The organism is Actinomadura sp. KC06 (assembly GCF_004348735.1).
Classification (GTDB): domain Bacteria; phylum Actinomycetota; class Actinomycetes; order Streptosporangiales; family Streptosporangiaceae; genus Spirillospora.
In genome coordinates this window covers 51723-65814 of sequence record NZ_SMKT01000031.1, presented here as the reverse complement: position 1 = coordinate 65814, position 14092 = coordinate 51723, and the positions used below count along the sequence as shown (strand labels likewise).

The 14092-nt window shown below is 71.4% G+C and carries 10 protein-coding genes; 8 read left to right on the top strand and 2 right to left on the bottom strand.

Features of this window, described 5'->3' with window-relative positions; translation table 11 throughout:
- The coding region (locus E1287_RS13200) for a hypothetical protein (protein WP_207934188.1) at positions 1-726 on the bottom strand (726 nt) is incomplete at its 3' end.
- Between the two features lie 747 nt (positions 727-1473).
- Between E1287_RS13200 and E1287_RS13195 the strand changes: the two genes are divergently transcribed.
- The 6 genes from E1287_RS13195 to E1287_RS13170 all read left to right on the top strand — a co-directional run bounded on the left by E1287_RS13195 (position 1474) and on the right by E1287_RS13170 (position 9813).
- Positions 1474-4590, top strand: coding sequence for a M14 family metallopeptidase (locus E1287_RS13195; RefSeq protein ID WP_131965193.1), 3117 nt, complete (start codon positions 1474-1476; stop codon positions 4588-4590).
- Between the two features lie 388 nt (positions 4591-4978).
- Complete coding sequence (locus tag E1287_RS13190; protein ID WP_131965192.1) at positions 4979-5560, top strand: sigma-70 family RNA polymerase sigma factor; 582 nt, start codon at positions 4979-4981, stop codon at positions 5558-5560.
- Between the two features lie 190 nt (positions 5561-5750).
- Entirely contained in the window at positions 5751-6173 is a 423-nt protein-coding gene (locus tag E1287_RS13185; protein ID WP_131965191.1) for a CBS domain-containing protein, read from the top strand.
- Positions 6174-6198: 25 nt separating this feature from the next.
- Entirely contained in the window at positions 6199-7044 is an 846-nt protein-coding gene (locus E1287_RS13180) for an ANTAR domain-containing protein (protein WP_243718943.1), read from the top strand.
- A 164-nt stretch (positions 7045-7208) separates the two neighbouring features.
- The gene (locus E1287_RS13175) at positions 7209-9221 is read left to right on the top strand and encodes a SpoIIE family protein phosphatase (RefSeq protein WP_131965190.1); all 2013 of its coding nucleotides are present in this window, start codon (positions 7209-7211) and stop codon (positions 9219-9221) included.
- Positions 9222-9300: 79 nt separating this feature from the next.
- Complete coding sequence (locus tag E1287_RS13170; RefSeq protein WP_131965189.1) at positions 9301-9813, top strand: DUF6328 family protein; 513 nt, start codon at positions 9301-9303, stop codon at positions 9811-9813.
- 88 nt (positions 9814-9901) lie between these two features.
- On the opposite strand, the gene proS is transcribed toward E1287_RS13170, so the two are convergent.
- Positions 9902-11356, bottom strand: coding sequence for a proline--tRNA ligase (gene proS, locus E1287_RS13165; protein WP_347813969.1), 1455 nt, complete (start codon positions 11354-11356; stop codon positions 9902-9904).
- A 93-nt stretch (positions 11357-11449) separates the two neighbouring features.
- On the opposite strand from proS, the gene E1287_RS13160 reads away from it, so the two are divergent.
- Together E1287_RS13160 and E1287_RS13155 are read left to right on the top strand one after the other, a co-directional pair.
- The gene (locus E1287_RS13160; protein ID WP_131965188.1) at positions 11450-13144 is read left to right on the top strand and encodes a proline--tRNA ligase; all 1695 of its coding nucleotides are present in this window, start codon (positions 11450-11452) and stop codon (positions 13142-13144) included.
- Between the two features lie 43 nt (positions 13145-13187).
- Complete coding sequence (locus tag E1287_RS13155) at positions 13188-14078, top strand: DUF4429 domain-containing protein (protein ID WP_131965187.1); 891 nt, start codon at positions 13188-13190, stop codon at positions 14076-14078.
- Positions 14079-14092 lie beyond the last annotated feature (14 nt).

The following is a 14092-nucleotide window of genomic DNA, read 5'->3' as shown; positions in this document are numbered from 1 at the left end:
GGGCTGGGGCAGGGCGGTTCTGGGCCCGGATACGGGGCTGGACGCCGAAGCGGGGCTGGACGCCGAGCTGGAGGCCGAGGCGGATCGGGCGCCTCTCGTGCACGGGACGATCGGCAGCCGGACGGTCAGTCCGAGCGAGACGGCCGGGCAGCCGAGGCCGAGCACCCGCGAGGCGATCCGCTCGGACGCGTCCGGGCCGATCGCGGGCAGCAGCTCGGCCAGCCGCGCGGCGAACGGCGCGGCGTACGGGGCGTCGTCCGGCCCGGACGAGGGCGTCGCCAGCGCGGGCTCGACGCGGAGCAGCCGCGTCCCGGACGCGCGGCAGGCGTCGTCGGGCGGCTGGACGGGCAGGTCGCCGATGGTGACGCCGGGGCCGTCCTGGCGGAGCCGGCGCAGGTCGGCGGCCAGCGCGAGCACCCCGACGTCGTGGTCGCCCGGGCCCGCCTCGATCGGGTAGATCCACCAGCCGATCTCGGCGAGCTCGCCGTTGTCGACGCGCGGCACGGTGCAGGCGCCGCACCAGACGTGGCCGAAGATCCCGGGCTCGAAGACGCCGCGGTGCTCCGGCGGGAGCCGCAGCAGCGAGCCCGGCGTCCGGCCCATGGCCTGGAGCCGTTCGACGCCGAACAGGTCGGCCGCGGTGTCGTCCCAGTTGCTGATGCGTCCGCGACCGTTGAGGGTGATGGCGGTCATCCGCGCCACACCCAGCAGGTCGGCGATGACCATGCGGTCCCCCCTCCCGGAGCGAAGGATGCACGACGCTCCCGGCAACTCCTGGTAAAGGAGACGTTACCCCCTGTAAGAAGATCGCGCTGGGAGTCCGTGAAACTTGCACGCGAGAGCGCTCACCGCCGCAACCGCCAAAGGGAGCGCGCGCCGCGCGGACGTCTCCAGGGGGCGGCCTCTACGACCACGTCAGCCGATGCACAGATGGAAGCCGTTCGCCAAGATGCGGCTGCGGGCCAGGAGTGGCCAGGGCTGCAGGACGCCCCGGCCGACGTTCCCGGCGGTCCTCCGGCCGGTGTTCCAGGGGGCCCGAGGAGCGGTCCGGTGCCGGGCCGTGCCGCCCTGTTCGGATGCCCGAGGCGTGGCGGCGCGCCGGACGGCCGGCCGAGGACGCTCCGCTGCCGTCCATCGCGGCGGCCCTGCTAGGAGGCTGCCACCGGCACGGCTTCCTGACGCGGTCGGCTCGTACCGACGCGGTGGCGCCCACCGTCCACCGCCCGCCGCGGCGAAGGAGTTCGCGGCGCGGCTCGTCAGCACCGTCCTGGCGGGCCAGGTGCCTCCGGCGGGCGCCTGAAGGCCCTGCCCGGCCACCCTGTCCGCCCTCTAATTGGCCGAAAGCGGCATAGCGCACTAATGCCCCATTGACACCCTTCGTTCCCCGGCAGAAGATCACGCAACCCCCAATCGTGATCCCTGCCAGGAGGCGCAATGCCGCGCACACAGTTCCGGCCACCGCTTCGAAAGCGCATGCGAAGACTCACCCCCGTCCTCGCTGCCGCCGCGCTCCTGATCGGAACGCTGGTGGCGACACCCGCGAACGCCGCACCGAAACCCGCGTCCGCCGGCGCCGCCGTGGACCTCTACGCGGCCGAGCTGAGCCCCGACCAGGTGAAGCTGCTGAACGGCTTCGGCCTCGACCACGAGGACATTCGGTTCTCCACGAGCAAGGAGAAGGGCAGCGTCCACGTCGAAGCCGTGATGAGCGCCGCGCAGGCCGCCGCGCTCAACCGGCAGGGCCTCGGCCTCACCGTGAAGAAGGTCGGCGGCAAGGACGCCCGCCAGCGCGCGAAGGCCGCCGCCCCGAAGGTGTTCCGCCCCTACAGCGGCCCCGGCAACATCCGCGAGGAGCTGCTGAACGTCGCCGCCGCCAACGCGTCCATCGCGAAGGCCGTGGACATCGGGAAGTCCGTCCAGGGCCGGCCGATCACCGCCGTCCGCGTCACCAAGGACGTGAACAGCCTGCGGCCCCACAAGCGGCCCGTGGTCGTGTACCAGGCGGCCCAGCACGCCCGTGAGTGGATCACGCCGGAGATGGTGCGCCGGCTGCTGCACCACTACGTGGACGGCTACGGCAAGAACGCCGAGATCACCAAGCTGGTCGACACGACCGAGATGTGGTTCGTCCCGGTCGTCAACGTCGACGGCTACGACCTGACGTTCCAGGACGGTTTCCGGCTCTGGCGCAAGAACGTCCGCGACAACGACGGCGACGGCCAGATCACCGGCCAGGACGGCATCGACCTCAACCGCAACTTCCCCTACAAGTGGGGCTACGACAACGAGGGCTCGTCCAACCTGCGCACCAGCCAGACCTACCGCGGGACGGCGCCGGGCTCCGAGCCCGAGACCCAGGCGCAGATGGGCCTCTACAAGAAGGTCCGTCCCGCCTACCTGGTCAACTACCACTCGGCGGCGGAGCTGCTGCTGCACGGCGTGGGCTGGCAGACCCTGACCCGCAGCCCGGACGACGCGATCCACAACGCGCTGCTCGGCGACATCGACCACCCGGCCGTGCCCGGCTACACGCCCCAGCTGGGCGCCCAGCTCTACACCACCAACGGCGACACCGACGGCCAGGCCGACAACGTCTACGGCGCCCTGTCGATCACGCCGGAGATGGCGACCTGCGAGTCGGCCGCGCGGTCCGACCCGGACGACGAGTGGGAGCCGGGCGACTGCGGCAGCGGCTTCGAGTTCCCGGACGACGAGACGCTCATCCAGAAGGAGTTCCAGAAGAACATCCCGTTCGCGCTCTCGGTCGCCAAGTCCGCGAAGACCCCGGACGAGCCCGTGTCCGCCGTCGGACGCACCGCACCCGACTTCGAGACCGACGGGTTCACCACGTCCTACGGCACCTCGCAGGAGGTCGCCTCGGTGATCCGCCGGTCGCTGCGCCACAAGGAGCTCCGCTACCGGATCAACGGCGGCCGCGAGCGCAGCGCCGACCTGCGCGAATGGCGGGGCGGCGAACGGTTCGGGGACGAGAACGACACCTATTACGCCGAGTACCGCGGCAAGATCAGGCAACGGCCCGGCGACAAGGTCGAGGTGTGGTTCACCGGTTGGAAGGGCTGGAAACGGGTCGAGAGCAAGCACTTCACCTACACCGTCCGTGACCAGCAAAAGGCAGACGTCCTGGTCATCGCGGACGAGGACTACACCGGAGTCAACCCGACCTACCCGCCGGGGACGAACAAGCCCCGCTACGCCCAGCAGTACGCCGACCTCGTCAAGTCCGCCAAGCACAAGCCGCTCATCTGGGACATCGACAAGGACGGCGTCCCGCACGACCTCGGCGTGCTGAAGCACTTCGACGCCGTCGTCTGGTACCTCGGCGACAACCGGCTCACCCAGGACGCCGCAGACGACCCGATCAAGACCTACCTCGGCGACCAGCCCGACTCGCAGGTCGCGGACCGGGCGAAGGACCTGCTCCTGTCCGTCCGCTCCTACCTGAACGAGGGCGGGAAACTCTTGCACACCGGTGAGACGACCGGGTACTACGGGCCCGTCAGCCGCCTCAACGGCGGCGGCATCTACTACGGGCTGAAGGGCCACCCGGAACGTCCCTGCGTCGTCACCAGCAATTTCCGCGACGACTGCGAACTGCTGTCGGACGACTTCTTCCAGTACTACCTGGGCGCGTACGACCGGCAGCGCGTCGGCGCACCGACCGCGTTCACGGGGACGGGATCGCCGTACGGCGGCGTCACGTCGAAGCTTGCGGGCCCCGCGTCCAACCCGCTGAACGAGGCGGGCGGCTTCCAGGTGACCTCGACCGTCCTGCCCAAGGCGGACTTCCCGCAGTTCAACAGCTGGAAGGCCGGCGACTACACCGGCGCGGCGGCGCCGACCGAGCCCGTCGAGGGCCAGTGGTACGTCGCCGGGCCGCACCAGGACGGCCTCTACCGGCGCCTGACCAGGACGATCGACCTGTCCACGGTCACCGCCGCGCAGGCGCCGGCCCTGCAGGCCCAGCTCTCCTACAGCACCGAGACGGGCTTCGACAACATCATCGTCGAGGCGCACACCGCCGGTACGGAGGACTGGACCACGCTGCCCGACAAGAACGGCCGGTCGACCACGACCGTCCCTGAGCAGTGCGAGCAGGGTTACCTCCTCGACATGCACCCATTCCTCGGCCACTACCTGACCAGGGGCAACCCCTGCGGCAACACCGGATCGTCCGGCAGCTGGAACGCCATCACCGGCAACTCCAACGGCTGGGTTCCGGTCGCGTACGACCTGTCCGCGTACGCGGGCAAGAAGGTCGAGGTGTCCATCTCCTACGTCAGCGACCCCGGCTCCGGAGGAACCGGACTGTTCATCGACGACACCCGGCTCACCATGTCCGGTGGCCAGCCCGACGCCGAGGGCTTCGAGACCGGCCTCGGCGCCTGGACCGTCCAGGGCGCCCCGACCGGAAGCCCCGGAAACGGCGCCGAGTTCACCCGTTCCCAGGCCCAGATCGACTCCGTCTCGGCGGTCGCGACCAGGGACACCGTCCTGCTCGGATTCGGCATCGAGCAGGCCGCCGACCAGCGGGTACTCATGATCAGGGCGCTCCGGCACCTGATCGACTGACCCCGCGATGGCCCCGGGAGCCCACCCTCTCCGGGCTCCCGGGGCCCTATACCGCAAGATCAGAGAAGTCGCAGCTCCATGTGACGAACGACACGCGGCCACGTGCAACCATCCGAGCCCTCCCAGGCGTCTTACAGAGCAGGAAGACCACCGGCGGGTGGAACCCCCTGATCGAGCACAGCCCGCGACGTCCCGCAGAACGGGGTCGCCCTGGCATCGCCGATCGCGACGCAAACGCCCCGTCCCACCCATGAGGGACGAGCGAACCCGCCGGGAACGGTGGCACGTATTACCTGACGGTGGGCGGTTCGTCCGCCCGGTCCGCGCGTGCCCCCGAACACGCGCCAGCAACCGGCCCGCCACGGGCCGCTATCCACGGGGAGCGACGATGACCGCTGTCACCACACCTGTCCGCCGCAGCGAGAGCACGCAGCGCTACGAGCGCGACGTCCTGCCGCTCGCCGACCCGCTGTACGCCAGCGCCGTCCGCATGACCCGCAATTCCGCCGACGCCGAAGACCTCGTCCAGGAGACCCTGGCCAAGGCGTACGTGAACTTCCACCAGTTCCAGGAAGGCACGAACCTCAAGGCGTGGCTGCACCGCATCCTCACCAACAACTTCATCAACACCTACCGCAAGAAGCAGCGCGAGCCCCAGCGCGCCGGCTCCGAGGAGCTGGAGGAGTGGCAGCTCGCCCAGACCGAGGCGCGCTCGTCCGGGTTCCGGTCCGCCGAGTCGGAGGCGCTCGACCGCATCCCCGACTCCGAGGTCGTCGCCGCCCTGCGCGCCCTCCCCAAGGACTTCCGGGACGCCGTCTACCTCGCCGACGTCGAGGGCTACCCGTACAAGGAGATCGCGGAAATGATGGGCACCCCCATCGGCACGGTCATGTCCCGCCTGCACCGCGGCCGCAAGCAGCTCCGCGAATCCCTGGCCGACCACCGCGCCGCCCACGTGCTCGCCGCATAGCCCTGGGCCCGCCACGGCCACGTGGCATTATCCGATCCCGCAGCTACCCCGTGGCTGCGGGATCGCCCGTTACCTCCGCACGACCGGGCGCCGCCCGTAAGCATCTCTTCGCAATAAAATCTTCGGCCGTGGGTAGAGCGCGCACACCGGGCCACGCGAGCCGTCGGTTGTTGGAAGGATGTGCTGCGCGATGCCACCTAGGGTCAGCGACGTCATGACGGTGGAGCCGCTGACGTTGCCGTTGGACGCGACGCTGTACGAAGCCGCTCGGATCATGCGGGACGAGGGGATCGGGGACGTCCTGGTCACCTATGCCGGGCGGCTGTGCGGTGTGATCACCGACCGGGACATCGTGGTCCGGGCCGTCGCGGAGAGCCGGGACACCTCCCTCACCCCCCTCGGTGACGTGTGCACGGCGGAGCTGACGACCGTCCGCCCCTATGACGACACCGGGACGGCGGCGCGGCTGATGTCGGAGCAGGCGGTCCGGCGCCTGCCCGTGGTGGACGACGAGCAGCGCCCCGTGGGCATCGTCTGCATCGGCGACCTGGCCGTGGCCGACGGTCAGGTCGGCCCGCTGGCGGAGATCAGCAAGGCGCCCCCGAACAATTGAGCGGGCAGAGGATAGTGTCGGAGGGGTGACGCCCACCGAAACGGTCCTGACGGACCAGCTCGCGCTGGAGATCGCCCGGCTGGGGATGGTCGGCGAGTCGTCCGACATCGGCACGCTGCACCGGGTGACGGACCTGGCCTCGCGCGCGGTGCCCGGCTGCGCGGGCGCGGCCAGCGTGCGCTGGGCCCTGCCGGAGATGCCGGGGAACGATCCGGGTTCGGCTCTCGGGCTGCCGCCGGACGCCGCCCGGGACGTCCCGCGCGTGCCGCCGCCGGACCCGGGGCCCGACGCCGCCCCGCCGCAGGTCCCGGCGCCGGAGGAGAGCAGGCCGGAGCCGCTGGCCGCCGCGGCCAGCCATCCGGACCTCGCCGAGGTGACCGACCGGCAGCTGTCGCGCGGCCACGGGCCGATCTTCGACGTGGTCATGGACCGCCGGGCGCTGACGTCGGAGGACATCCTCGGCGAGACCCGCTGGCCGGAGGCGATGGCCGACATGCTGTGGCGCGGGGTGCGCTGCTTCACCACCACGCCGCATATGAACCCGCCCGTCCTCGTCACGCTGACCCTGTACGGGGTGTCGCCGAAGGCGATCTCCCTTGAGCGGCAGGCGCTCGCGTCCATGCTGATCGCCCAGGGCAGCGCGGCGGTGTCGAACACCCGGCAGTACGACGACGTGCACCGCACCGCCGTCCAGCTGCAGGAGGCGGTGGAGGCGCGGGCCGTCGTCGACCAGGCGAAGGGCATCCTGATGCACGCGCTCGGCTGCGACGCCGACGAGGCGTTCGCCGAGCTGCGGCGCATCTCACAGACGCGTCACGTGAAGCTCACCGCGCTGGCCCAGCGTATCGTCGGTCATCAGGGCCTTCCCTAGGTCATGGGTCTGGGCACGGGTAGGAATCTAGGCGCATGCGGGTGAGGCGCATAAGCTGCGCACAGCCGGGCCGCGCGGTGCGGCCCCCGGCGATCGTGGACCGGCCCCGGGTGATCGGGACCCCGCCTGGTTCCACCGTGTGAAGCGGACGAGAGGCAGACCAGATGCACGATCAGCCCGACCAGCTCGAACCCGAGTCCCTGATGCGCGAGATCTCGGATCTCGAAGGGCGCATCGGCGAGCTGCGCCAGGCCGCCGGCCTGCCGGAGCCCGACCTGCGGGCGACCCTGGACGCGGCGCTGGTCGAGCTGGAGCTGGCGCTGACGGCGCTGCGGACGATGGGCACCGAGCACACCGGCGGGCAGGGCGGGTCGGCCGCGGCCGAGACCGAGCGGCGGGTGCTGCGCACGGTGTTCCAGGACGCCCCCGTCCCGCTGTTCCTGCTGGACCGCAACACGAGCGTCCGGCGGGTGAACCGGCAGGCGGCGACGCTGCTCGGCACGTCGTCCGGGTACGTGTCGGGCAAGCAGTTCACGGCGTTCTGCGACATGGCGACCCGCGCGGCGGTGCGGTCGCAGCTCGCGGCGGTCGTCCGGACGGGACGGCGCCGCCGCGTCCAGGTCAGGTTCCTCGGCCGGGATCATCCGGTCGACGCCGTGGTGACCCTGGCCCGCGTGTGGATCCGCGGCGAACCCGACCCGATGGTCGTGGTGGCCGCCGGTTCGACGGACACCCCGACCGACGAGGCCCCCGCCGACGGCACCGCCGGGGCGGAACGCGCCAAAGCGAAGCGGGGCTCGGCCCAGGCGAAGGCGGGCCAGGGCGCGCCGCCCGACGACGAGGCCGTCGCGACGATCGTCCACCGGATGGACGTCCTCGCCACCGCGAGCGAGCTGCTGCTGGACGAGCCCGTCTTCAACGAGACGGTCGCGGTCCGCAGGTGCGCCCGGCTGCTGGCCGCCGAGCTGGCCGACTGGGCGTTCATCGACCTGACCGGACCGGCCAACGGCGGCCCGGGATCGACCCCGCTGGGCGGCGCCCACGTGGCGGGGACGGCGTCGCGCGCGGCTCCGCTGCTGCGCCGGCAGGTCGTGATGGGCCCGGAGGACGAGCATTCCATCGAGGCCGCCCGGACGCTGGAGGAGGTCGACCCGGCCGAGGGCACGCTGCCCCACACGGTGTTCGTCACCCGGCAGAGCGCGCTGCGGCCGCACGTCGAGAACCTCGACGTGCTCGGCGTCTGCCCGGACGGCATTCCCGTCTGCGGCAAGATCGGCGCGACGTCGGTGCTGAGCGTCCCGATCGAGGACGGCGACCGCGCCATCGGGACGATCACGCTGACGGCGAGCGGCGAGTACGGCCCGTTCGACCTGATGGACCTCGGGGTCGTCCAGCGGCTCGGCCGGTACCTGGCGCTGGTGATCAGGGCGGCGCGGCTGTACCGGCGCCGCGCCGAGGTCGCGGAGACGCTCCAGGCCGGGCTGCTGCCGAAGTCGCTGCCGTCCATCCCGGGCGTGAGCGTGGCGGCCAAGTACCTGACGGCCACGCACGGCTCTGAGGTCGGCGGCGACTTCTACGACGTGTTCCGCACCGAGAACGGCTGGGGCATGATCCTCGGCGACGTGTGCGGCAAGGGCGAGGACGCGGCGGCCGTGACCGCGACGGCCCGGCACTGCGTGCGGCTGGCGTCGCGGTGGAAGGCGCGTCCGGGCGACGTGCTCGGGATCGTGAACGAGGCGCTGCTGGACGAGGACCGGTTCGTCACCGCCGTGATGGCCGGGCTGACGATGGAGACCGAGAAGGTCATCGTGTCGCTGGGCACGGCGGGCCATCCCCCGGCGATCGTGGTCCGCGCCGACGGGGTGATCAGGTCGGCGGCGCGCGGCGGCGTCCCGCTCGGCCTGTTCGAGGACTTCGAGCCCGGTCTGGACGCGGTCGACCTCACCGTCGGCGACACGCTCTTCCTGCACTCGGACGGCGTCCTGGAGGCGTGCGACATGATGCGGCAGGAGTTCGGCCAGGAACGCCTGATGGAGGCGCTCGCCGCGCACGCGGGCGACACGCCGCAGGGGATGCTCGCCGGGGTGGAGCAGGCGCTGCTGGAGTACTGCGACGGCGACCTGCGCGACGACGTGTCGATGCTCGCGCTGCGCGTGGAGCCCCCGTCCCTCGTCTGACCCCCTCGCCTGGCCCCGGTCCCGCCTGATCAGGCCCCTTGCCGGACTGATGACCGTTTTGTGGGGTAAGTCGGGGTTCATGAGCGTCGACCCTTCGGACAAGCCTCGCAACGAGACCCGGCACGAACGGCTGGACCGGCAGCTGATGGAGCTCCTCCAGGGGTTCCGCGTCGCGGTCACCGGCGTGCAGGTCCTGTTCGCGTTCCTGCTGACGGTGCCGTTCGCGGCCGGATTCGACAAGGTGGACGGCCACGGCCTGCCGCTGTTCTACATCTCGCTGTTCGGTGCGGCGCTCGCGTCCATCTGCTTCATCGCGCCGGTGTTCCAGCACCGGATCCTGTTCCAGCTCGGGCAGAAGCCGCTGCTGATCAAGCGCGCGAACCGGTTCGGGATCCTCGGCGCGTTCGCGCTCGGCGTCTCGATCACCGCCGCGACGACACTGATCGTCGAGACGCTGGAGGAGGAGGCGGCGCTGACGGTCGTCACGGCCGTGATCGTCCTGATGCTGTGCGGGTGGGCGTGGTTCGTCCAGCCCTATCTGACGCGGCTGACCGCGAACAACCGGTCGGACGGCGACGACGACGATTCCTGATGCCCGGCCTATGAGCCCGCTAGGGCCCTGACCGCGCCCCGCGCGGCCAGGGCCCTGGCGTAGCTGCTCTCAGTAGGCGCGGCCGTGCTCAGTAGGCGCGGCCGAAGATGACTCGCTTGCCGTACTCGGACGGGCGCCCGCACTTCACGCACTCGCCCGTCTCCTCGGGCGCGTCGGCCGGGATGACCCGGGGCGTCGCGGCGGTCTCGGCCTTGATGTCGTCCTCGCAGGCCGTGTCGCCGCAGTGGAACGCCCGCGCCCAGCCGGTCGCGACCTGCGCGGTGAACGCGTCCCAGCCGTCCACGGCGGCGGTGTGGTCGTCGCGGAACTTCTCGGCCCTGGCCAGCAGGAACGACTGGAAGTCGGCGAGGATGCCGGGCAGCAGCTCGGGCAGCTTCTCCAGCGGGATCTGCTCCTTGCCCTGCCCCTCGACGGTCGGCAGCCGCCGGACGAGGGTGCCCACCCCGGCCTCGATGTCGCGCTTGCCCAGCTCGATGCGGACGGGGACGCCGCGCATCTCCCACTCGTTGTACTTGAACCCGGGCGAGAGCTGCGGACGGTTGTCGTCCACGTGCACGCGGATGCCCATCGACTTGATCGCCGCGCCGAGCCTGCGGGCCTCCGCCGCGGCCTCCTCGCCCTGCTCCTTGCGCCCGATCGGGACGATCACGACCTGGTACGGCGCGAGCCGCGGCGGCAGGACGAGCCCCTTGTCGTCCCCGTGCGTCATGATCACGCCGCCGATCATGCGGGTGCTCATCCCCCAGGACGTGGTGTGCGCGAGCGTCAGCTTGCCCGCCTCGTCCTGATACTGGATCTCGAACGCCTTGGCGAAGTTGGTGCCGAGGTAGTGCGACGTCCCGGACTGCAGGGCCCGGCCGTCCCGCATCATGACCTCGATCGTGTACGTGCGGACGGCGCCCGCGAACCGCTCGCCGGGCGTCTTCTCCCCCGCCACGACCGGCATCGCCGCGAGCTCCTGCGAGACGCCCGCGTAGGCGTCCAGCGCCCACATGGTCTCGCGCATCGCGTCGTCCTCGTCGATGTGCGCGGTGTGGCCCTCCTGCCAGAGGAACTCGGTCGTCCGCAGGAACAGCCGGGGCCGCATCTCCCAGCGGACGACGTTCGCCCACTGGTTCAGCAGCAGCGGCAGGTCACGGTGGGAGTCGATCCACTTGGCCATGTACTCGCCGATGACGGTCTCGGACGTCGGCCGCATGACCAGCGGCTCGTCCAGCTCCTTGCCGCCCGCGTGCGTCACGACCGCCAGCTCCGGGGAGAAGCCCTCGACGTGCTCGGCCTCGCGCTTGAGGTAGGACTCCGGGATGAGCATCGGGAAGCAGGCGTTGTCGTGCCCCGCGTCCTTGATGCGCCGGTCCAGGTCGGCCTGGAGCAGCTCCCACACCCGGTAGCCGTACGGCCGGATGACCATCGTGCCGCGAACCGGTCCGCGGTCGACGAGCTGAGCCTGCACGACCAGCTCGTTGTACCAGGCGGAGAAATCCTCGCTCTGCGGCGTCACACCTTCTCGACTCACGGCCATCAGGGTACTGACTGCCGCGACGGGGCACGAACGCTTTCACCCGCTCATGGCCGCTTCGCCACCCGCTCACGGGCGCTTCGCTACTCTCGCGTGATGCGCTGGTCCCAGATGTTCGCGCCCACGCTCCGCGACGATCCCGCCGAGGCGGACGCGCCGAGCCACCGGCTGCTGCTGCGGGCGGGTTACGTCCGGCAGCTCACCGCAGGTCACTACTCCCTGCTGCCACTGGCGGTCCGCGTCCGGGCAAAGATCATCGGGATCGTGCGGGAGGAGATGGCCGCGATCGGCGCGCAGGAGATGCTGCTGCCCGCCCTGCACCCGGCCGAGCCGTGGAAGCGCTCCGGCCGCTGGGAGCTGATGGGTCAGGAGATGTTCCGCCTCCAGGACCGGCGCGGCGCCGACCACGCGCTCGGCATGACGCACGAGGAGATCTTCGCGACGGTCGCCCGCGAGCTGAACTCCTACCGGCAGCTCCCGCAGCAGTGGTACCAGTTCCAGACGAAGTTCCGGGACGAGCCGCGCCCCAAGGGCGGCCTCATGCGGACCCGCGAGTTCACCATGAAGGACGCCTACAGCTTCGACATCGACCGTCCGGGACTGGACGCCTCGTTCGAGGCCTACCACGGCGCCTACACGCGGATCTTCGAGCGGCTCGGGATCCCGGCGCTGCCGTGCGAGGCGTCCAGCGGGACGATGGGCGGGTCGGGCTCGACCGAGTTCATGTGCCCGTCCGACGTCGGCGAGGACGTCGTCGTCCACTGCCCGGCCTGCGGTTACGCCGCCAACATCGAACGCGCGACGTCCGTCCTGCCCGCCGCGTCCGACGGCCCCGGCCTCCCCTCCCCCGAACGCTTCGACACCCCCGGCGTCCGCACCATCGAAGACCTGCTGGCCTATGACGCGCCGGCCGACCGCCAGATCAAGACGCTCGTCTACATTCTGGACGGCACCCTCACGCTCGTCCTGCTGCGCGGCGACCACCCGCTCAACGAGCAGAAGCTCATGGACGCGACGGGCGCCGCCGAGATCCGCGCCGCCGGGCCGGCCGAGATCCAGGACGCGCTCGGCGCGCTGCCCGGCAGCCTCGGCGCGGTCGGCGCGTCCCTGCCGGTGATCGCAGATCATGCACTGCGCGGCCGCCGCGACATGTTCACCGGCGCCAACACCGACGACGTCCACCTGCGCGGCGTCGACGTCGGCCGCGACATCGACGCCGGCCTGTGGGCGGACCTGCGCGAGGTCGAGGCGGGCCAGCCCTGCGTCCGCTGCGGCGGGCCGCTGGAGACCCGCCGCGCCATCGAGATCGGGCACATCTTCAAGCTCGGCGACCGCTACGCTCGCGCCCTCGGCGTCGAGGTGCTGGCCCCGGACGGCCGCCGCGTCCCGGTGATCATGGGCAGCTACGGCATCGGGATCGAGCGCGCGATGGCCGCGATCGTCGAGACGCACCACGACGACCGCGGCATCGTCTGGCCGCTGGCGGTGGCCCCGTTCCAGGTCGCCGTAGTCGCCGCGCAGTCGGACGACGCCGACGTGGCCAAGGCCGCCGAGGACGTCTACGCGGCGCTGTCGTCCGCCGGGGTCGAGGTCGTGATCGACGACCGTCCCGAGCGCGCGGGCGTGAAGTTCCGCGACGTGGAACTGACCGGCATCCCGTTCCGCGTCACGATCGGCCGCCGCGGCCTGGCCGAGGGCGTCGCCGAGGTCACGTCCCGCGCCACCGGCGAGACGGAGAAGCTGCCGCTGGACGCCGTCGCCTCCCACGTCCGGTCCCTCGCCGGTCGTTGACAATGGTGGGACCGCACCTGGGTCGATCCATCGGGAAGAGGCCATGGCAGAGATCATCGGGTCCGACGGGACCTGGACGTTCGACGGCGAGGTGCTGCGCATCGTGCCCGGCCACGGGCGCGGCGTGCACCGGCTGCGGCGCCTGCTCGGCGAGCTGACCGTCCCGCTGGCGGCCGTCGCCGGGATCGCGGTGGAGCCGGGGTCCAAGGGCGGTGTGCTGCGGGTGCGGCTGAGGCAGGGCGCCGACCCGCTGCTGCAGGCCGCCGCGGGCGCGCTGAACGACGTGTCCGACCCGTACCGCCTGAACGTGGAAGGCCGCCGGACGTCGGTGGCCGAGTACCTCGTGGACGAGGTGCGGAACGCGCTGCTGATCGAGGAGATCGGCGGCGGCCCGGTGGACCGCTATCTGCTTCCCGGGCCGGATGTACCGATTCGCGCGTCCGGGGGCGACGGATCGGCGGCGTTCGACGGCGAATCCGTCCGGCTGGAGTGGAACTGGATGGCCGAGGCCGTCAAGAAAGAGGCCGGGCCCCAGCATTTGCCGCTGCGGAATATCGCCAGCGTGGAACTGCATCCCGCGATCGGCCTGGACAACGGCCACCTGCGTTTCCGGGTGGACGACGGCGCCGAGCGGCCGGAGCCCATCCTCGATCCCCGCTGCGTGATGCTGTGGGGTTTCAAGAAGGAGGCGGCGGCCGCGATCGCGCTGGCCGCGGCCGTGGTGGCGCGGCTCCCGCATCCGAACGCGGTCGACGATCCGCCGCCGGACGCGGTGGACGCCCCGCCATCGCCGCCCGAACTCCAAGCTGCCCCCGCGGACGACCACGACGCGCTCTTGCGGCGGCTCCGGGAACTGGGCGATCTGCACAAGGAAGGCATCCTCACCGAGGAGGAATTCACCGCCGCGAAGCAGGCCGTTCTCCGGCGCATGTGAGCCGAAAACCGTTT